Below are 19,930 nucleotides of genomic sequence, written 5' to 3'. Positions count from 1 at the left end.
GGGCCGGCCGGTCAGTAGCGCCAGTCGTCGGTGGCGACGGCACCCCGTTCCGGTTCGAAGGCCAGGCGGTAGCCACGTTTGGCCACGGTCTGGATGATCCGGGGGTCACCGAGTGCCGAGCGCAGCCGGCCCACGGCTACCTCGACGGCGTGCTCGTCACCGCCGCCGGGCGGCAGCAGGTCACGCCGGAGGACGACGTGGCCCGGCCGGGCGGCGAGGCGGCGGAGCAGCGCCATGCTCGTCCGGCTGAGCGGGCGGACCTGCCCGTCCACGACGACGGCCTGGCCGCGGATGTCGAGCCAGTGCTCGGCGGCGGGCAGCAGCTGGCCGCGCCGGCGCGGTATCTGCTCGACGATCTCGCGCACCAGCGCGCCCAGCCGGGCCCGCGGTGGCTGGATGACGGGAATGCCCCGTTCCAGCAGCGGACCGGCCGTCACCGGCCCGACGCAGGCCGTCACCACCGGACCGTGCAGCGCCTCCCGGACGGCCTCGCCCAGCCCCTGGCCGTCCGCGCTGCGCAGGAAACTCACCGCGGCCGGCGCGCTGGTGAACGTGACCGCGTCCAGTTCGGCGGTCGCGACCGCGTCGATGAGCCGCCGCAGCGGGGTGGTGTCCGCCGGCGCGATCCACCGGTACACCGGGACCTCGATGACGTCGGCGCCGGCGAACCGCAGCGTCTCGATCAGGTCCGGGAGGGGTTCGCCGTGCTGCTGCACCGCGATGCGCCGGCCGTCGAGGTCGTGCCGCTCGATCAGGTGCTCCAGCACCTCGTTGGACGACTCCGACTCCGGCGACCAGGCCTCGCGCAGCCCGATCGCGCGGATCGCGCCCCGGGCCTTGGGCCCGCGCGCCAGCAGGGTCGCCGAGCCGATCGCCTTGGTCAGCGGGTCCAGCAGGTCCCAGGCATCCGCGGCCTCCATCCAGCCGCGGAAGCCGATCCCGGTGGTGGCGACGACGACGTCCAGCGGCGCGCTGAGGCACCGCACGGTCGCCTCCCGCAGCTCGGTGTCGTCCGCCAGTGGCACGATCTGGATCGCCGGGCCGTACAGGACGCGGGCGCCGCGGCGTTCGAGCGCGGCGCCGAACTCCTCGCGGCGCCGCGCCGCGGTGATCCCGATGGTGTAGCCGGCCAGGGGTTCGACACCGGCGGAACCGGAAGTCAAGCGACCTTCACCTCGACCATTCCCGCCCGGGCGCGCACCTCGTACACCGGGACGGTGACACCCTGCTCGTCCAGGCACTCTCCCGTGCGCAGATCAAAGATCTGCCTGTGCAGAGGAGACGCTACCGTCCGGTGTCGCGCTCTGCTGCCGACGAGGCCGCGGGCCAGCACCCAGGCGCCGGTGAACGGGTCCTGGTTGCCGATCGCGAACAGCTGGCCGTCGTGGCAGCGGAACAGCGCGAGCTGGCGGTCGCCGACCAGCGCGGCGACGCCGCGTTCCGGCAGCAGGTCGTCGTATCGGCACACGGTGGTCCAGGTCATGTCGGTGTCCTCGTCCCAGTGGTGGCGACCGGGATCTCCAGGAGCACGGGCCGCGGTTGGCCGCGCTCCGTCACGAAGGAGATGCTCGGGTCGGGGGTGTCCGGAGCGTTGACGAACGAGACGAACCGGCTCAGCCGCACCGGATCGTCCAGCACCGCCGCCCATTCGTCCTCGTAGGCGCCGACGTGCCGCTCGATCGCCGCGTCCAGTTCCGCGGCGATGCCCAGCGCGTCGTCGACGAGGACCGACCGCAGATAGGCCAGCCCGTCCACCTGCTCACCGCCGGGGCCGGTGGACAGCGACTCGACCCAGCTGGACGTCCGCTGCAACCGCTCGGCGGTGCGTACGTAGAAGACGATGAACCGGTCGATCGTGCGGATCAGGGTCTCGGTGTCGACATCGGTGAGCAGCAGGTCCGCGTGCCGGGGGCGGAATCCGCCGTTGCCGCCGACGTAGAGGTTCCACCCGTTCTCGGTGGCGATCACGCCGATGTCCTTGCCACGGGCCTCGGCGCACTCGCGCGCGCAGCCGGACACCCCGGCCTTGATCTTGTGCGGCGAGCGGATGCCCCGGTAGCGCAGCTCCAGCTCGATGGCGAGGGCGGCGGAGTCCTGGACGCCGTAGCGGCACCAGGTCGACCCGACGCAGGACTTCACCGTGCGCAGGGCCTTGCCGTAGGCGTGCCCGGACTCGAAGCCGGCGTCTACGAGCCGGCGCCAGATCGCCGGCAGCTGCTCCAGCCGGGCGCCGAGCAGGTCGATGCGCTGCCCGCCGGTGATCTTCGTGTAGAGGTCGAAATCCCGCGCGACCGCCCCGATGGCGATGAGCTTCTCCGGCGTTATCTCCCCGCCCGGTATCCGGGGCACCACCGAATAGGTGCCGTTGCGTTGGATGTTGGCGAGAAAGGCGTCGTTGGTGTCCTGCAGCGCGGCCTGCTCGCCGTCCAGGATGTGCCCGTTCCCGAGACTGGCGAGAATGGACGCCACGACCGGCCGGCAGACGTCGCAGCCGCGGCCCCGGCCGTGCCTGCCGACCAGTTCACTGAAGGTCCTGATCCGTTGCCCGCGGACGATCTCGAAAAGCTCGGAGCGGGACTGGTCGAAATGCTCGCACAGCGCCTTGCCGACCGTGACTCCGCTCTCGGTGAGCAGGGTCGAGAGCATGGGGACGCACGACCCGCAGCCGGTACCGGCCTTCGTGCACGCCTTGATCTCGGCCACGGTGGTGAGGGCCGAGCCGGCGATCGCGGTGTCGACCGCCTCGCGGGTGACCGCGTGGCAGGAGCAGACCATCGCGTCGGGGGGCAGGGCGCCGGCGCCGGGCAGGACCCCGTCGCCGCGCGGGGCGAGCATCGCGAGCGGGTCACCGGGCAGCGGACGGCCGACCAGCGGCCGCAGGGAGGCGTACTTCGACGCATCGCCGACCAGCACGCCGCCGAGCAGGGTCGTCGCGTCATCCGAGACGACGAGCTTGGCGTAGGAGCCGGCGACCGGATCGTTGATCGTCACCTCCAGCGCGCCCTCGGTGGCCGCCAGTGCGTCACCGAAGCTCGCGACGTCCACGCCGAGCAGCTTGAGCTTGGTGGCCGTGTCCGCGGCGGTGAACTCAGCCTGCCCGCCGACGAGCCGGTCAGCGAGCACGGATCCCATCGCGTACCCCGGCGCCACCAGTCCGTAGACCCGGCCGGCGGCACAGGCGCACTCCCCGATCGCGTAGATGGCGGGGTCGGCCGTCCGGCAGCCGGCGTCGACCAGCACCCCGCCCCGGTCGCCGACCGCCAGTCCCGCGGCGCGCGCCAGCTGGTCACGGGGACGCACGCCGGCGGCGAAGACCACCAGGTCGGCGGGCAGCTCGGTGCCGTCGCCCAGGGTGGCCAGCAGGGTCGCGGACCCGCCCGTCCCCGCGGCGGCGGCCACCGAGGCCGTGCCGGTACCGAGGTGGACGGTGACTCCGAGCTCCTCGACGAGCCGGCGCAGCAGCGCCCCACCGCCCTCGTCCACCTGCAGCGGCATCAGCCGCGGGGCCATCTCGACGACGTGTACGGCCAGCCCGAGCAGGCGCAGCGCGCGGGCGGCCTCCAGGCCGAGCAGCCCGCCGCCGACCACGAGGCCCACCGGAGCGGCCGCACCGCCACCGCCACCGGCGCCGGCGCCGGCGCCGGGCCGCGCCGTCGCGCGCAGGGCCGCCGCGCGGATCGCGTCCAGGTCGTCCAGGGTCCGGTAGACGAAACAGCCCGGAAGACCGGCGCCGGGCACCGGCGGAACGAACGGGGACGAGCCGGTCGCCAGCACGAGCGCGTCGTAGCCCACGGTGCGTCCGCGGCCGGTGGTGACCGTCCGGGCGGCGCGGTCGAGCGCGACGACGGCCTCGTCGAGGTGCAGCCGGTAGTCGCTCCCGTCGTAGCAGCCGGCGGCGACCAGATCGAGGCTCTCGGCGCTGGCCCCGTCGAAGTACGACGACAGTGCCACCCGGTCGTAGGCCCGGCGCGGCTCCTCCCCGAAGACAGTGACCCGCCAGTGCCGGTCGACATCCCGTTCCCGCAGCGCCTCGACGAAGTACTGCCCCACCATGCCGTTGCCGACCACGACGAGGCGGCGGCCCGCGTCCGTACCCATCACCAGCCCTCAGCCCCCATGCGCCCGGATCCGTCACGGCCCGGCTACCGCCATGGTCGCCAGGAACTGTTGTCCCGACCGTGCGGGAGTGTTAACACCCGGGCAAGGCCCGCTCACCGCGACCGCCGTGCCGTTGTGCGGTCACCGGCGCAGCGGGGGCCCGGGGCGGCCAGGCCCTCAGGACGTCGGGAGCAGCCGGCGGGTCTCGGCGCCGAGCGCGCGCAGCGGCTGCGCGAGCGTGCTGTGGAAGAAGGCCAGGAAACCGTCGGGATCAGGCCCGCAGTTCATCAGGACGAGCCGGTCGAAGCCCGCCCGCACGTATCGCCGGGCCGCCTCGACGTAGCGGGCCGGATCGGGCCCGTAGGCGACGTGGGCCGCCATGTCGTCGGCCGTGATCATCGTCGTGGCGGCCGCGAAGTTGGTCGGGTTCGGCAGTTCGCTCATCACCTTCCAGCCGGTGAGCGCCCAGCGCGTCGTCCGCAGCGCGCAGTCCAGCGCGGTCTGCTCGTCGGCGGCGAAGGCGACCGGGATCTCCGCGTACCGGGCACCCTCGCCGCCGGCCGCGGCGTAGGCGTCCACGATGCGTCGCTTCGGCTCGGTGGCGAACAGCGCGTCGCCGCACTCCGCCGCCAGCCGGGACGAGCGCTCGCCGCTCGCCGCGATGGCGATCAGCGGGGGCACGGCGGGCAGGTCGAACACCCGGGCGTCGTCCAGGCGCAGGTAGCGGCCGTCGTACGACTGGTACCCGCCCTTCCACAGCAGCCGGATGATGTCGACGGCCTCGCGCAGCATCGCGTGCCGCCGGGTCACCGCCGGGTACTCGCGGCCGACGACATGCTCGTTGAGCCGCTCGCCGGAGCCCAGGCCGAGCATGAACCGGCCGTCGGAGAGCAGCGCGACGGTCGCCGCCGCCTGCGCGATCACGGCCGGGTGGTAGCGCATCGTCGGGCAGGTCACGCCGGTGGCCAGCCCGATCCGGTCGGTGCACTGGGCGATGGAGCCGAGCATCGACCAGGCGAAGGCCGAATGCCCCTGCTCGTCCAGCCAGGGGTGGAAGTGGTCGCTCAGCTCGACGAAGTCGAACCCCGCGCTCTCGGCGGCGACCGCCTGCCGGACGATCTCCTTCGGCCCGTGGACCTCCGTCATCAGCTTGTATCCGATGCGCATCCTCGCCCCTTCCGCCTGTTCCCGAGGCATCCCCGGGATCGGCGGCCTAACGCCCGTGGGCGGGCAGCCGGCTGGTGACGCCGTCGAGGAAGATCCCCATGCTGTGGGCGAAGACGTCGTCGGCCGGGGCGGAGAGGTAGACGTCGCCGGTCTCGCGCAGTGCCGTGACGTCACCCGCGGGCAGGCTGTCCAGAAGCTCGTCGAAGCCGGCGCCGGCGGGCACGCCGCCGCCGCCGCGACCGGCCCGGCTGCGCTGGATGGCGGCGCCGCCGGCCACAAGCTCGATCATGGCGATGGCGGTGTGGACGGCCTGCTCCCCGGCGAGCCCGGCGGCGCTGAACACCGCCACCGCGGCGTTGACGATGCGCAGCATGTTGGGGCCGTAGCCGTGCAGGTTCCGCCCCACCGAGTCGGGCAGCGGCTGGCTGAGGATCACCCTGCGCATCTCGCGCATCAGCGCCTCGATGTCGGCCCGCCAGCCGCGGCCGGTGCGCTCGATCCGGATTCCGCCCATGACGTGGTCCGCGATCAGCGCGATCAGCTCGTCGCGGCTGGCGATGTGGCGGTAGAGCGAGGCGTTGCTGGTGCCGAGCCGCTCGGCGACGGCGCGCACGGTGAGCGCCTCCAGCCCGTCCGCGCGCAGGATGTCCAGCGCCGCGCCGATGATCCGCTCGGTGGACAGGCCACCGACGCGCGGCCGGCGGCGGCGGTCCAGCTCGGCGCGCTGCAACCACCAGCGGGCCGAACCGGGCTCGACACCCGCGGGCGCGTACTCGCCCACCGCGGACCCGAAGCCGCAGCCCGTAACGGCACGGGAACGATCCGCCACAGGGCTGTCCGGCTCCATGTTGCCAGTATGCAAGGCCGTTCGGACACCCCGGCCGCCGATAAGCGACCAGGGGTCGCATACCAGTGGGGCGGCCGCCGCGTCGCCTCGTCGCGCTCGGGAAACGGCCGCCCGACCCTAGCCGCCCTGGCCCGCGGCTAGCCGCCCTGGCCCGCGGCGGCGGCGGCGAACGCACGCAGTTCGCGGGCGACGTCGGGACCGGACGGCTGGTACATGATCTCGCTGAACCCGGTCGCGGCCAGCCGGCCGAGCGCGCGCCCGATGCTCGCCGGGTCCCCGACCATCGTGCGGGTGTCGATGTGCTCCAGCAGCGGGCGGTCCCGCTCCGCGAGGTGGGTGACATGCCCCTCGAAGGTGAGCAGGTGCCGCTCCGCCTCGGGGGCGAGCGCCTCGAGCGCCATCCGCCACTGTTCCCCGCCGGGCAGCGCGTCCACCGCGGCCGCGCCCCCCACGGCGTACGAGGTGTGCCAGGGAATCACCCGCCAGGGCCCGATCGCCTCCCGCACCCGGGCGGAGTCGGGGCTCTCGCCGGCGTCCAGCACGGTGCCGGAGACCATCGTCGCGGTCGGCAGCGTGGGGTGCGGCGGGCCGATCGTTCCGTCCGCCACCTCGGGGGCTCGCCGGTTGCCGCGCGGGCCGAGGACGCTGAGCCACAGCGGGACCCCGACCGGCCGCGCGGCGGCCATCCCGGGCCAGTGCAGCATCCGGGCCGGCCGGCCGTCGAGCACGACGGTCTCACCGGCGAGCAGTCCGCGCAGGGAGGCGACGTAGTCGATCATCGCGTCCAGGGGCATCGCCGGCTGCCCGATCGCCATGCGCGCGGTGTAGCCCGTGCCGAAGCAGGCCCGGAAACGGCCCGCGGACAGCCGCGCGACCGTCGCGATACCGGACGCCATCGCCATCACGGAGCGCTGGGTCGGGATCAGGACCGCGGTCGCGAGGCCGACGCGGGTGGTGCGGGCCGCCGCCAGCGCCAGGTGGGCGAACGGGTCCTCCCACAGCGGCGCCGAGTCGAAAATCCACACTCGCGCGTACCCCAGCTCCTCGGCCAGGACCGCGAGATCGGCGAAGTCGGGTCCGGGAGGCAGCCCGCAGGATAATTCGTACTCGCTCGCCAGGGTCATGAAAACGTTCTACCAGGCGCGACCCCGGGACGGAACCAGAACGGCGAGATGCCGGACCGGCGGTCCGTTTTACGTGGCGGCCGCCGGCGCGGCGTTGCATACTCCCAGCACCGGATGCGTCGACGGCCCAGCCAGGTGGCAGGTAGGCAGGCAGGCGGGAACCAGGGAACGTGAGGAGCAGCGGGTGCCGAAGGGGTACGTGATCCTGACCGAGACCATCCACGATCCGGCCGGTATGGCGGCCTACAGCCGGCACTCCGGCGGCTCGCTCGCCGAGCACGGCGGCCGGGTGCTCGTCGTCGACGACGACGTCGAGGTGCGCGAGGGCACCTGGCCGGGCAGCCGGACGGTCGTCATCGAGTACGACTCGGTCGAGCAGGCGCGGGCCTGGTACGAGTCGGCGGGCTACCAGGCCGCGATCCCGCTGCGGCAGGCGGCGGCCGACTGCAACGTCATCATCGCCGCGGGGTTCGCCCCGCGGGCCGGCACCTGATCTCACCCTCTTGATCGTGACGGGCGTATCCAGCCCGTCAGAAACGGCGTTTTCTCCGACGACGGCGGTCGCCGTGGTGACCGCGGACGGGATGACGAAGTGACAGCCTTAACGATCATTTCCGGCAAGCTGACCGGCGCGGCCGCGCGGGACGGCCGACGGTGACCGCCTCGCCGGCGCGGATCGCGCCGATCCCGGTCGAGGAGTGGAACGACGACGCGAAGGAGACACTGCCGCGCTACCTGCGGCGCCCCGAGCTGTTCGATCCAAGCCGCCCGGACGCCCTGCCGATGCCGACGTCGCTGCGGCTGTTCGCCCACCACATCCGGCTGACGGAGCCCTGGCTGGCGTTCTCCGAGGTACTCGTCGGCAAGAGCTCCGTGCTGGACCCGAAGCACCGGGAGCTGGTCATCCTGCGGGTGGCCTGGCTCACCCGCTCGGACTACGAGTGGACCCACCACGTCCGCATCGGCCGGGCCTGCGGCATCACCACCGAGCAGATCCACGCCATCCCCGAGGGGGCGGCGGCCGGCGTGTGGACGCCGCTCGAGCGCGCGATGGTGGCCGCGGTCGACCAGATGCTCGGCCGGTTCCGCGTCGACGACGAGACCTGGCAGGCCCTGGCCGCCGAGCTGGACACCGCCCAGCTGCTGGAGCTTTCCTTCGTCATCGGCAGCTACTGCTGCCTCGCGCAGGTGTTCAACAACGTCGGCCTGAACGCGGAGCCGCCGACCGAGCCCCTCGACGCGCCGGCCATCCCGGCGCTGGAGGACTGACCGCGCCACTCGAGCCGGTACCGACCGTGCTGGCCTGGCCACGGCGCCAGGCCAGCCCGGTCCCCGCGAGTGGTGGCAATCGGATAGGAATGTCAGATGACCAGCATGCAGCGGGCCGGTCTGGACGAGCCGAGCACGCGCGACCAGTTGCTTGACGCCGCCGAACAACTCCTCATGGAGGAGGGTTACGCGGCGGTCACCTCACGCCGGGTGGGCGCCCGGGCGGGGCTCGCGCCGCAGCTGGTCCACTACTACTTCCGCACCATGGACGACCTCTTCCTGGAGGTCTTCCGGCGGCGCGCCGACGTCGGCCTGGAGATGCTGCGCGAGGTGGTGCGCTCCCGCCCGACCCTGCGGGAGCTCTGGGACCTGCGCGAGACCGGCCTGACCACCACGCTGTTCAGCCTGGAGTTCATGGCGCTCGCCAACCACCGCAAGAAGATCCGCTCCGCGATCGTCGAGTACTACCGGACGTACCGGCAGCTCCAGCTGGACGCCTTCAGCGCGGCGCTGGCGGACCTGGGCATCTCGCCGGAGCGCTGCCCACCGCTGGTGGCCCAGCTGGTGATGGTCGGCATCACCCAGATCATGGCCATCGACGGCGAGGCCGGCCTGGGCTCCGGCTACGAGACGGTCATCGACTTCATCAGCGGGCAGATCGACGCGCTCGGCCCGGAGCAGCCGGCCGGCCGCTTCCGGGAGCCGGCCGCGGACGGCGGCCCTCCGCCGGCAGGCGGGTGAAAGCGGCGTGTAGGGGCGGTGAAACCCACGGTCCCTAGCCTTCCGGGTGTCAGACTTCCCCCACCCGGAGGGATCCGAATTGGGTACCGTCCCCGCGGTCCAGGCCCACGGCCTGGTCAAGACGTTCCGTGACCAACGAGCCGTCGACGGCATCGACCTCGACGTGCGCCAGGGCGAGATCTTCGGGGTCCTCGGCCCGAACGGCGCCGGCAAGACGACGACCCTGAAGATGCTGGCCACGCTGCTGTCGATCGACAGCGGCCAGGCCGAGATCTTCGGCATCGACGTCCGGGCCCATCCGCACCGGGTGCGCCAGCTCATCGGCGTCACCGGCCAGTACGCCTCGGTGGACGAGGACCTCAGCGCGACCGAGAACCTCTGGCTGTTCGGCCGCCTGCAGGGGCTGCGGGCCGGCGCGGCGCGGTCCACCGCCGACGAGCTCCTCGATCGGTTCGGCCTGCGGGACGCCGCCGACCGGCGGATCTCCGAGTTCTCCGGCGGGATGCGCCGCCGTCTCGACCTCGCCGCGTCCCTGATCACCCGCCCGCCGCTGATCTTCCTGGACGAGCCGACGACCGGCCTGGACCCGCGCACCCGCGGCCAGATGTGGGACACCATCCGCGAGCTGGTGGCCGACGGTTGCACCGTGCTGCTCACCACCCAGTACCTGGACGAGGCCGACCAGCTCGCCGACCGGGTGTGCGTCATCGACCGCGGCCGCAAGGTCGCCGAGGGCACCCCGGACGACCTGAAGGGGCAGGTCGGCGAGTCGACCCTGCAGGTGCAGTTCGAGCCGGGGGCCGATCAGGCCGCCGCGGCGGAGGCGGTGCACCGGGTCCTCGGCGAGGAGCCGGTGCTCACCCCCGAGGCCGGCCGGATGAACGTGCCGCTCCCCGACGCCGACCGGGCCGCCGACGTGCTCGTCGCGCTGCGCTCGGCCGGGGTCTCCATCCGCTCGGTCAGCGTCGCCCGCCCCACGCTGGACGAGGTGTTCCTGGCGCTGACCGGCCACGACGTCCCGGCCGACCGTTCCGACCGGGACCCCGGCGACGCACCGGGCCCCGGCGACGCACCGGGCCCCGGCGACGCACCGAACCCCGGCGACGCGTTCGACCGGGACAGCACCGTTCTGGAGGCAGCCCGATGAGCCACGCCACCATCGGCGCCGAGGCCGCGTTCGCGCGGACGCACGCCCGGCCCACCGCCGCGGACACCGTCACCCAGACGTTCGCGATGGCCTGGCGGGCGCTGAAGAAGATGCGCCGCAACCCCGAGCAGTTCTTCGACGTCGCCCTCCAGCCGCTGCTGTTCACCTGGATGTTCGCCTATGTCTTCGGCGGCGCGATCTCCGGCGACGTGCACAGCTACCTGCCGCTGCTGATCCCCGGCATCGTCGCCCAGACCGTGCTCACGACCAGCATGGCGACCGGCGTCCAGCTGCGGGAGGACATGGACAAGGGGGTCTTCGACCGGTTCCGCTCGCTGCCGATGTCGCGGGTGGCGCCGCTGGCCGGGCCGATGGTCGCCGACCTGGTGCGCTATCTGATCGCGGCCGTCCTCACCTACCTGATGGGGCTGGCGCTCGGCTACCGGCCGGGCGGCGGGGTCGCCGGTGTGGTCGGCGCGGTGGCGCTGGCGGTGTTCACCGGCTGGTCCATCGCCTGGGCGTTCACCTGGATCGGCACGATCGCGCGCAGCGCCCGCAGCGTGCAGGGCATCTCGATGATGATCCTGTTCCCGCTGACCTTCCTGTCGAACGCGTTCGTCCCGGCGGACACCCTGCCGGGCTGGCTGGAGACCTTCACGAAGGTCAATCCGGTGTCACACCTCGTCTCGGCGACCCGGGACCTGGCCAACAACGGGACGATCACCGGCCAGGTCGGCTGGACGCTGCTCACCAGCCTGGTCGTGATCGCCGTCTTCCTGCCGCTGTCGGTCCTCACCTACCGGCGCCGCCTCTGACGGGCGGCCGGATCCCGGACCGGCGGGCCCCTGGCTCCGGGCGAGACGGGTGACAGCGCCGCGGGCCTCGGCCAGCAGCGCCGAGCCCCGGCCGTCGCCGTACTCCTCCTCGACCGCGGCCAGCAGGCCCGGGGCGCACCGCTGGAGCAGTGGCTGGACGCGCGTCCAGTCCAGCGGGCTGATGTGCGCGATGTAGCCGAACCGCCGGGCCAGCACCAGCAGCCGGACGACGTCCGCGATGACGGGGCCGGGCAGCTCGGCCGAGAACCGCAGCAGCCACGCCCCGATCGCGAACAGCCCCGAGCCGAAGACGGGGTAGTCGACGTGGCCGGACGCCGTGGTCAGCAGGCTCTCGGACCGCGCGAGGCAGGAGGAGTACAGCTCGCGCCCCACCGAGACCTGCTCGGCGCCGGCCGCGTACCGGGCGTAGGCGGCCAGTGCCACCGCCTCGCCGAACAGCAGCCACGGCTCCAGGCCGGTGTGCCGCATCCCGGCGACCCGCACCGCCCGCGACTGCCGGGCCGCCGCCAGGAACTGGTCCAGCCCGTCCGGGACGTGGCCGCGGAGGGTCGTCAGCTCCGCCCGCGCCACGTTCGCCATCATGCCGCCGAGCAGCAGGCCCGCCCCGGAAGCCACCCCGGAAGCCACCCCGGAAGCCTCCCCGCCCGGCCCTTCCGCGGCCGGGCCGAGCCCGGCGAGCAGTTCCTCGGCCTCGTCGAACTCGCCGCGGTGGATGGCGTCGGTCGCCAGCAGCGTCCGCAGGTGCGCGGCGTCGTCGAGCGCGCCGAGCCGCTGCATCACCGGCAGCGCGGCCCAGGCGTGGGCCCGCATGGCGGCGGGCCGCCCCAGCCGCAGCGTCAGCGCGGCGAGCTGGGCGCGCAGGCCCGCCGTGATCCACGGGCCGTCCTCGGGCCGGGCGAGCGCCAGCGCGCCTTCCGCGACCGCCACGGCGGCCTCGCAGTCGCCGGTGTTCTCGTACACGTGGGTCAGCCACGTCATGGCGGTCAGGGCGGAGAGCCGGTCGCCCTCCCCCGCCAGCCGTTCCAGCGTCAGCTGCTGGCTCCGGTACGGGTCGGTGTCGATGTCGGTGTCGGTGTCGGTGTCGGGGCGGACAGGCTCCTCGGCCATCAGCACCCGCAGCAGGGCGGTGACCCTGGGATCACTCGGCGCCGAGGCGTGCCGGGCCACGAACTCCCGGACCGGGGCGATATCGCTCTCCCCGAGGGCCATCCCTCCGCGCAGCACCGCCGCCGCGGCGGCCAGGGCCCCCGGCACCACCGCCGCCGGGGGCTCCCAGCCCCGGAAGGCCCCGCTGATCGCCTCGGCCAGCACCAGGATCCGCAGGTGCTCGCCGCGGATCTCCCAGAAGCCGGTCAACACCGCGACCAGGACCATCACCGGCTCCCGGTCATCGTCGGCCAACGCCGCCCGCAGCTCGTCGGCGAGGTTGCTCTCCTCGGCCGCGATGGCGTCGACAGCGTGGAACTGCCCCTCGCCGTGCAGCTCCTCGCCGTGGCGACCCGCGTAGCCCACCGCCCACCGCCGCCGCGCCCGGCGGAGCGCGGCGAGCTCCCCGGCCTCCGCCAGCCGCAGCAGGCCGAACTCCCGGACAGTCTCCAGCATCTGGTACCGCACCCCGCGGGACGTCTCGCGCACCCCCAGCAGCGACTGGTCGACCAGGCTCTGCACCACGTCGACGGCCTCCACGGCCTCCGCAGACCCCGCGGCGGCGGCGAGGATCTCCTCCGCGGTGTCCAGGGTGAACCCGTCCTGGAAGACCGCGAGCCACCGCAGCGCCCGCCGCTCCGCCTCGGCCAGCAGGTTCCAGGACCATTCGATCACCGCGAGCAGGGTGCGGTGCCGGTCGGGCGCGCTGCGGTCGCCGCCGCGCAGCAGCGCGAACCGGTCGGCCAGCCGCCGGTCGATCTCCTCGACGGACATCGCCCGCACCCGCGCCGCCGCCAGCTCCACGGCCAGCGGCAGCCCGTCCAGCCGCCCGACGATCGAGGCGACGGCCGCGGGGTCCAGCCGGGCGCCGGGGCGGGCCGCCGCCGCGCGCTCACCGAACAGCTCCGCGGCGTCCCGCGCCGCGAGCACGCCGAGCGGATACACCCGCTCGGCGCTGATCGCCAGCGGCGCCCGGCTCGTCGTCAGCACCCGCAGGTCGGCCGCCGCGGCCACGAGGAAGGCGACCAGCTCGGCGACCGCCCCGACCAGATGCTCGCAGTTGTCCAGCACGAGCAGGCTCGGCCCGGTCGACAGCTGCTGGGCGATGCGGACCCGCAGGTCCGCGCGCTGCTCGCTGGTCAGCACCCGGCGGCTGCTGATCGAGTCGCGCACCCCGAGCGCCGAACCGACCTCACCGAGCAGGTCCTCCGGCGCCCCGATGCCGACCAGCTCGACCACCCGCACCACCGGCAGGGCGCTGTCCCGGGCCAGCACCTGCGCCAGCCTGGTCTTGCCCAGCCCCCCGGGCCCGACGATCGACACCACCCGGGCCTCGGCGAGCATCGCCCGCAGCCCCGCGAGGTCGCGGTCGCGCCCGAGCAGCCGGGTCGCCCCGTGGCGGATCCCGGCTCGCACCGGCCGGTCGGCCGCGAGCAGCTCCCGCTGCACCCGGACGAGCACCCCACCGGGGCTGCTCCCCAGCCGGTCCCGCAGGTCACGCCGGTAGCGCTCGAACCGGTCGAGGGCGGCGCCCGGGCCGCGCACCGCGGCCTCGCTGCGCAGCAGATCGGCCAGCAGCCCCTCGTCACCGGGGTCGTTCCCGAAGGCGTCGGCCAGCAGCGGCAGCGCGTCGGCATGCGCGCCCGTCCGGCTCGACGCCCGCGCCAGCACCGCGCGGGCCGCGGCCAGCTCGGCCAGGGCCTGCCGGCGGACGTCCGCGAGCGGGCCGTCCTCGCCCGGCCGCGGCGGGGCGACGGACGCGCCCAGGGTGAGGGCCTCGCGGGCCGTCCCGGCGGCGGCGACCGGGTCGTCCGCCAGCAGCCGGCCGGCCTGCGCCACCAGCCCCGCCAGCAGGCAGCTGTCGATCTGCGCGGGCGGCAGCGCGAGCCGGTATCCGCCGCCGTCCCGCACCAGCGTGCCGGCCCCGACGATCGTCCGCGCCCGGGACACCACAACCTGCAGGGTCTTCGCCGCGTTGGCCGGCGGTTCCCCGCGCCAGACCTGCGTGACCAGCCGCTCGGCCGGCACCGCCCGCCCGCCGGCGCCCGCGAGCGCGGCGAGCAGGGCCTGTGGGCGATCGCCGGCCACCGGGGTGCCCTTCCAGCGCACCCCGTCCAGCAGGATCAGGTTGACGCCCACCCGGATCAGTCTAGGACCGCCGTCACACCAGCCTCAGGGGCGGAAGGAGTCCGGGTCGGCGGCGGTCCAGTCCGGCGCCCAGGAGCGGGGCGGCCCGGCGAGCAGCTCCCCCGGCTCCAGCCACTCGAAGAGGTCGGCGTAGCTGCGGGTGTTGGTGTGGGTGACCCGCCGCAGCAGCATCTCCGGGCCGAGCTGGCTCGGGCTGGAGCAGCCCAGTGAGGCCATCACCCGCACCGCCTGCTCGACGGTGGCCGCCTGGTAGCGGCGGACCCGCTCGGCCTTGTCGGCGACGTCCAGCGCGCGGGCCCGGCGCGGGTCCTGCGTCGCCACCCCCACCGGGCAGGTGTTCGTGTGGCAGCGCTGCGCCTGGATGCAGCCGGTGGCCATCATCATCGCCCGGGCGGAGTTGGTGTAGTCGGCGCCCTGCGCGATCCGCTTCACGATGTCGACGCCGGTGGCGACCTTGCCGCTCACCCCGATCCGGACCCGGTCGCGCAGGCCCACCCCGACCAGGGCGTTGTGCACCATGATCAGCCCCTCCGTCAGCGGCGTCCCGACATGGTCCTCGTACTCGAGCGGGGCGGCCCCGGTGCCGCCCTCGGAGCCGTCCACCACGACGAAGTCCNGGGTGACCCCCTCGGCCACCATGGCCTTGCAGATCGCCAGCAGCTCGCGGCGGGATCCGACGCACAGCTTGAACCCGACCGGCTTGCCCGACGCCAGCTCACGCATCCGGGCCACGAACAGGACGAGCTCGCGCGGCGTGCTGAAGACGCGGTGGAACGCCGGGCTGACACAGTCCACCCCGACCGGCACCCCGCGGGCCGCCGCGATCGCGGGGGTCACCTTCGCCGCCGGCAGTACGCCACCGAGCCCCGGTTTCGCCCCCTGGCTCAGTTTCAGCTCCACCATGCGGACCGTCGGCAGCGCGGCGACGTCCTTGAACCGGGCCGGGTCGAAGTCGCCGTCGGGCGTCCGGGTGCCAAAATAGCCGCTGCCGATCTCCCACACCAGGTCGGCACCGTGGCGCAGGTGGTACTCGGTGAGGCCGCCCTCGCCGGTGTCGTGCGCGAAGCCGCCGGCCGCCGCCCCGCGGTTCATCGCCAGGACGGCGTTCGCCGACAGCGCGCCGAAGCTCATCGCGGAGATGTTCAGCAGCGCCATGTCGTAGGGCTGGGAGCAGTCCGGGCCGCCGATCCGCACCCGCGGCTGCCCCGCGGCGGGATCGACGGGCACCGGGGCGGTCGAGTGCGGCAGGTACTCGTAGCCGACCTCGTTGACGTCCCGCTCGGNACCGAAGGCCTGGTCACCGTGAATGCCCTTGGCCCGCTGGTAGATCACCGTCCGGGTGTCGCGGTCGAACGGCCGGCCGTCGTAGTTGCGCTCGACGAAGTACTGCTGGATCTCCGGGCGGATCTTCTCCAGGGCGAACCGCAGATGCCCCAGCACCGGGTGGAAGCGCAGAATCGCGTGCCGCCGCTGCGTCACATCGCGCACGGCGAGCAGCAGCAGCGCGGCGGCGACCCCGACACCGGCCCACCAGCCCGCCGAGACGAGCAGCGCCAGGGCCGCCCCCACCGCGACCAGCACCGCCAGGAGGAGAACCGTCGCAACCGGCAACATCGCGAACCGCGCCTTCCCGCCCCGGCTTCGCGTGTGGCGACCCGCGCGGCCTGGCCCGAACACCCGACCCGACCGGTTCGCCCGCGTCCGCGGCAGGTCCGACCGTATCTCCCCGTTGCGCCCAACAGCGCACAGCGCGCTTTCCGTCCGGGTACGGGGGATTATCGCAAGGGTGACCGAGACCTCCGCGCCCTCCGCACCCTCCGCACCCGGCGCACCCGGCGGCCCGGACTTCGGCCGGTTCGTGGAAAACCTCCGCCAGTTGCTCGACGTGGTGGCCGACACCCGCCCACCGGCGGCGGTGGTCGCCCAGGTCGCCGACCAGTTCGCGCAGATCAGCGCGCAGCTCGCGAAGTTCGCCGTGCCCGAGGCCGAGCGGGTCACCGGTATGCGCCTGGACCTGGACGGACGCGGCCAGACGATGGTGCCCGCCGTGCGCTGGGACGAACGGGGCAGCGAGCGCGCCGTGGCCCGGGTGACGTTCGGCCGGCACTACCTCACCCTCGGCGGGGCGGTGCACGGCGGCGCCATCCCGCTGGTGTTCGACGAGGTGCTGGCCATGCTGGCCAACCATGAGCGGCCGTTCGCCCGCTCCGTGTACATGAACGTCAGCTTCCGTGGGCTCACCCGGGTCGAGGTGCCGCTGCGGGTGGAGGCCACGGTCGACCGGGTCGAGGGCCGCAAGCTCTTCCTCACCGGGCGCCTGTTCGACGGCGACACGTTGTGCGCCGAGGTCGAAAGCCTGTTCGTCCAGCTCCGGCCGGCCGGGGCGTAAGCCGGGGCGGGCCGGCGGCCACCCCGCCCCGAGCGGCCCGCGCGGGGAATTCCCCGCCGCCGAATACGGTCGTTCACTGCGAGCGTCGTCGCGTAATCGAACGGACAAGGAGCATCGGTGCCCGCTATTTCCCCGAGTCACCGCGACCTGCTGGAGTCAGGCAACACCGTCTCGCTCGCCACGGTCGGAGCGGACGGCCTGCCCCAGGTCACCGCGATCTGGGCCATCCTGGACGGCGACCACGTGCGGACGTCGCTGCACAGGAGCCGGCAGAAGTACCGGAACCTGGTCGCTCGCCCGCAGGCAAGCCTGTTCGCGATCGACCCGGGCAACCCCTTCCGGACGCTGGAGGTACGCGGAACCGTCGAGATCACCGAGGACACCGGCCTGGAGTTCCTCCAGCGCCTGCTGGCCGTCTACGGCACCGATCTGGAGCACTTCCAGGCCCCCGTCGACGACCGGGTGGTGGTCACCATCAATCCCGTCCGCGTCGTCGAGCTCGGGTAACCGGTTCGGCCGAACCACCGCGGCCGGCGGGGTCAGAGGACGATGGGGAGCCGGTGATACCCGCGGATGGTCGCGGTGTGAATGAGTTCCGCGCGGGAGAGGTCCACGTCCCAGGTCGGGAAACGCCGCAGAATCTCCTCCAGCGCGATCCGGCCCTCGATCCGCGCCAGCGCGGCGCCGAAGCAGTAGTGCACGCCCTTGCCGAAGGTCAGGTGCGCGTCGATCCGGCGGTGGATGTCGAACGTGTCCGCGGCCGGGAAGGCGCGTTCGTCCCGGTTCGCCGAACCGGTCAGCAAAGTGACGATCCGGCCTTCCTCGACGGTCTGCCCGTACAGCTCCACCGGTTTCGCCGCCACCCTGATCTGGATCGGGGACGGCACCTCGTAGCGCAGCGTCTCCTCGACCGCGTTCGGGACGAGGGACCGGTCGGCGACGATCTCGGCGCGCTGGTCCGGGTGCTCGGCGAGGACCTTGCCGAGCCAGCCGATCAGCCGGGCCGTCGTCTCGACCCCGGCCGCGTAGAGCATGCCCACGTAGTTCAGGATCTCGGCGTCCGTCAGCCCGCGTTCCGCGCCGGTGAAGACGTCGGTGAACCGGGCCTGGATGAGGGTGGTGAGGAAGTCGTCCGCCGGGTTGGCGCGGCGGAACTCCAGGAAGGGTGCGTACGGCGCCCCGATGCTGGGCAGCCGCTGCTCCTCCTGCGGCTTCTCCTCCTTGAGCCGGGCCGACTCCTCGACGTTGTCGCGCAGGCTCAGCAGGTACTCGTCCGGAATGCCGACCAGGGCGCCGATCNCCCGCATCGGCAGATGGCCGGCGAAGTCCTGCACCAGGTCGAAACCGCCGCTGCCCACGAGCGGGTCGAGGTACTCCGCGCACAGCTCCCGGATCCGCTGCTCCAGGACGAGCACTCGCCGCGGGGTTACGGCCCGGCTCAGGATGAGCCGGTGCATGTCGTGCTCGGGCGGGTCCTCGGCGATGAACAGACCGGGCGGCGTCGGTAATCCGGCCTTGACCATCTCCATCAGGATGCCCTTGGCGGAGGTGTAGGTCTGCCAGTCGACGGACGCGGCCTCCACGTCGGCGTAGCGGGAGAGCGCGTAGAAGTCGTATNGCTCGTTGTAGTAGAGCGGCGACTCCTCCCGCATCCGCTTCCACACCGGGTAGGGATCCTGGTCGATGTCGAAGTCGTACGGGTCGTAGTAGATGTCGGTGGTGGTGTTCACGCGGTGCTCCTGTGGACGTGCGCGGCGGGCGGGGACCTGTGGGCCGGTCGAGCTGTGGGCCTATGCGGGCTCGCACAGGGTCTTGATCTGGAGGTATTCCTCGAAGCCCAGCTGGCCCATCTCGCGGCCGAGGCCACTCTGCTTGTACCCGCCGAACGGGACGTCCGGGCCGTAGTAGATGCCGCCGTCGACGATCATCGTGCCGGCGCGGATCCGGCGCGCGACCGCCTTGGAGCGCTCGTGGTCGCCGGAGAAGACCGCGCCGGAGAGGCCGAAGACGCTGTCGTTCGCGATCCGCACGGCGTCGTCCTCGTCCTCGAACGGCACCGCGACGAGGACCGGCCCGAAGATCTCGTTGCGGACGATCTCGGCATCCTCGGGCATGTCGGCGAACAGCGTCGGCTCGTAGTAGTAGCCCTGCTCGAACCGCGGTGGGCGCCGGCCACCGATCACCGGTGTGCCGCCGGCCGCCTTCGCCCGCTCCACCATGCCCTCCACCCGGTCGCGGTGCCGCTCGCTGTTAAGCGGGCCCATCACGTTCTGCGCATCGAGCGGATCACCGTANGGCACCATCGACAGCATCTGGGCGGCGAGCTGGACGCCCTCCTCGAACCGGGAGCGCGGCAGCAACAGCCGGGTCAGCGTGGCGCAGCCCTGGCCGGCGTGGACGCAGACCATGAACGTGGACATGCCGATCGCGGTGGCGAAGTCGGCGTCGNGGAAGACGATGTTGGCGGACTTGCCGCCGAGCTCCAGGAAGCACTTCTTCACGGTCTCCGAGCCCAGCTTCATGATCCGCCGCCCGACCGCGGTGGAGCCGGTGAAGCTGATCAGGTCGACCCGCNGGTCGGTGACGAGCTCCTCGCCGCGGTCGTTGACCGAGCTGGTGATGACGTTGAAGACCCCGGGCGGGATGTCGGTGTGCTCGGCGACGATCCTGCCCAGCGCGCTGGCGCACCACGGGGTCGTCGGGGCCGCCTTCAGGACGACCGTGTTCCCGGCGGCGAGCGCCGGGGCGACCTTGGCCAGGTTCACCTGGGTCGGCTGGTTCCACGGGGTGATCGCGCCGACCACCCCGTAGGGCTCCCGCTCCGTCCAGCGGCGGGAGCGGAAGTGCTCGATCTGGCCGATGCCGTGTGCCTGCGTGAACTCGTAGCTCTCCAGCAGGTCGGCGACCCAGCCGATGCCTTCGACCGGCCGGTCGAAGGTGGAGCCGGAGATCTTGCTGGGCAGGCCCACCTCGGCGGTCGACATCGCTTTGAACGGCTCGGCGTGCTTGGACAGCGCG

13 protein-coding genes and 10 pseudogenes are annotated in these 19,930 nt (G+C 73.2%); 7 read left to right on the top strand and 16 right to left on the bottom strand.

The features are described 5' to 3' along the window. Positions 1–11 precede the first annotated feature (11 nt). The 6 genes from UG55_RS11190 to UG55_RS11165 form a co-directional block, all read right to left on the bottom strand. Positions 12–1,163 (bottom strand): uroporphyrinogen-III synthase, encoded by a 1,152-nt coding sequence (locus UG55_RS11190; protein WP_066066793.1) that lies wholly within the window; start codon positions 1,161–1,163, stop codon positions 12–14. Next, positions 1,160–1,483: a nitrite reductase small subunit NirD gene (gene nirD, locus UG55_RS11185; protein WP_066066791.1), complete on the bottom strand. Its 324-nt coding sequence runs from the start codon at positions 1,481–1,483 to the stop codon at positions 1,160–1,162. The genes UG55_RS11190 and nirD overlap by 4 nt, the downstream gene beginning before the upstream one ends. Further along, positions 1,480–4,098, bottom strand: coding sequence for a nitrite reductase large subunit NirB (gene nirB / locus UG55_RS11180; RefSeq protein WP_066066788.1), 2,619 nt, complete (start codon positions 4,096–4,098; stop codon positions 1,480–1,482). Before nirB ends, nirD begins: the two co-directional genes overlap by 4 nt. A gap of 177 nt (positions 4,099–4,275) precedes the next feature. Next, positions 4,276–5,265, bottom strand: a complete 990-nt coding sequence (locus UG55_RS11175) for a TIGR03557 family F420-dependent LLM class oxidoreductase (protein WP_066066786.1) — start codon at positions 5,263–5,265, stop codon at positions 4,276–4,278. Between the two features lie 46 nt (positions 5,266–5,311). Then, on the bottom strand, positions 5,312–6,094 hold the full coding sequence (locus UG55_RS11170; RefSeq protein ID WP_396230871.1) for a TetR/AcrR family transcriptional regulator: 783 nt from the start codon (positions 6,092–6,094) through the stop codon (positions 5,312–5,314). A gap of 155 nt (positions 6,095–6,249) precedes the next feature. Then, a complete protein-coding gene (locus UG55_RS11165; RefSeq protein WP_083986673.1) occupies positions 6,250–7,236 on the bottom strand; it encodes an LLM class flavin-dependent oxidoreductase in 987 nt (328 codons plus the stop codon). A gap of 184 nt (positions 7,237–7,420) precedes the next feature. Between UG55_RS11165 and UG55_RS28440 the strand changes: the two genes are divergently transcribed. The 5 genes from UG55_RS28440 to UG55_RS11140 all read left to right on the top strand — a co-directional run bounded on the left by UG55_RS28440 (position 7,421) and on the right by UG55_RS11140 (position 11,208). Beyond that, a complete protein-coding gene (locus tag UG55_RS28440; RefSeq protein ID WP_128422942.1) occupies positions 7,421–7,729 on the top strand; it encodes a DUF1330 domain-containing protein in 309 nt (102 codons plus the stop codon). Between the two features lie 161 nt (positions 7,730–7,890). Further along, positions 7,891–8,505, top strand: a complete 615-nt coding sequence (locus tag UG55_RS11155) for a carboxymuconolactone decarboxylase family protein (protein WP_066066781.1) — start codon at positions 7,891–7,893, stop codon at positions 8,503–8,505. Positions 8,506–8,601: 96 nt separating this feature from the next. Further along, positions 8,602–9,246, top strand: a complete 645-nt coding sequence (locus tag UG55_RS11150) for a TetR/AcrR family transcriptional regulator (RefSeq protein ID WP_066066778.1) — start codon at positions 8,602–8,604, stop codon at positions 9,244–9,246. 79 nt (positions 9,247–9,325) lie between these two features. Then, positions 9,326–10,393, top strand: a complete 1,068-nt coding sequence (locus UG55_RS11145) for an ATP-binding cassette domain-containing protein (protein WP_083986671.1) — start codon at positions 9,326–9,328, stop codon at positions 10,391–10,393. Continuing rightward, positions 10,390–11,208 carry an ABC transporter permease gene (locus UG55_RS11140; RefSeq protein WP_066066775.1) on the top strand — a complete coding sequence of 273 codons (819 nt, stop codon included), beginning with the start codon at positions 10,390–10,392 and terminating at the stop codon, positions 11,206–11,208. Before UG55_RS11145 ends, UG55_RS11140 begins: the two co-directional genes overlap by 4 nt. A gap of 1,836 nt (positions 11,209–13,044) precedes the next feature. Here the strand turns inward: UG55_RS11140 and UG55_RS46210 are convergent. The 4 pseudogenes from UG55_RS46210 to UG55_RS35465 form a co-directional block, all read right to left on the bottom strand. Continuing rightward, positions 13,045–14,286: pseudogene (locus UG55_RS46210) on the bottom strand (ATP-binding protein); the annotation flags it as partial. Between the two features lie 261 nt (positions 14,287–14,547). Next, a pseudogene (locus UG55_RS35475) lies at positions 14,548–15,139 on the bottom strand (glutamate synthase-related protein); the annotation flags it as partial. 1 nt (position 15,140) lies between these two features. Then, positions 15,141–15,806 (bottom strand): annotated as a pseudogene (locus tag UG55_RS35470) (glutamate synthase-related protein); the annotation flags it as partial. Between the two features lies 1 nt (position 15,807). Beyond that, positions 15,808–16,137 (bottom strand): annotated as a pseudogene (locus UG55_RS35465) (FMN-binding glutamate synthase family protein); the annotation flags it as partial. A gap of 172 nt (positions 16,138–16,309) precedes the next feature. Here UG55_RS35465 and UG55_RS11130 point away from each other — a divergent pair. Together UG55_RS11130 and UG55_RS11125 are read left to right on the top strand one after the other, a co-directional pair. Beyond that, positions 16,310–16,912 carry a PaaI family thioesterase gene (locus UG55_RS11130; protein ID WP_066066771.1) on the top strand — a complete coding sequence of 201 codons (603 nt, stop codon included), beginning with the start codon at positions 16,310–16,312 and terminating at the stop codon, positions 16,910–16,912. 117 nt (positions 16,913–17,029) lie between these two features. Then, positions 17,030–17,419 carry a PPOX class F420-dependent oxidoreductase gene (locus UG55_RS11125; protein WP_066066769.1) on the top strand — a complete coding sequence of 130 codons (390 nt, stop codon included), beginning with the start codon at positions 17,030–17,032 and terminating at the stop codon, positions 17,417–17,419. A gap of 32 nt (positions 17,420–17,451) precedes the next feature. Here UG55_RS11125 and UG55_RS35460 read toward each other — a convergent pair. The 6 pseudogenes from UG55_RS35460 to UG55_RS35435 all read right to left on the bottom strand — a co-directional run. Further along, positions 17,452–18,211: pseudogene (locus UG55_RS35460) on the bottom strand (cytochrome P450); the annotation flags it as partial. Position 18,212: 1 nt separating this feature from the next. Next, positions 18,213–18,529: pseudogene (locus UG55_RS35455) on the bottom strand (cytochrome P450); the annotation flags it as partial. Between the two features lie 173 nt (positions 18,530–18,702). Beyond that, a pseudogene (locus UG55_RS35450) lies at positions 18,703–19,206 on the bottom strand (aldehyde dehydrogenase family protein); the annotation flags it as partial. A 1-nt stretch (position 19,207) separates the two neighbouring features. Then, positions 19,208–19,360: pseudogene (locus UG55_RS35445) on the bottom strand (aldehyde dehydrogenase); the annotation flags it as partial. A gap of 1 nt (position 19,361) precedes the next feature. Continuing rightward, positions 19,362–19,486, bottom strand: a pseudogene (locus tag UG55_RS35440) (aldehyde dehydrogenase family protein); the annotation flags it as partial. Position 19,487: 1 nt separating this feature from the next. Next, positions 19,488–19,930, bottom strand: a pseudogene (locus UG55_RS35435) (aldehyde dehydrogenase family protein); the annotation flags it as partial.

This window comes from Frankia sp. EI5c (genome assembly GCF_001636565.1).
Lineage (GTDB): Bacteria > Actinomycetota > Actinomycetes > Frankiales > Frankiaceae > Parafrankia.
The sequence above is the reverse complement of the archived record's forward strand: the minus strand, read 5'-3'. Positions and strand labels throughout refer to the sequence as shown.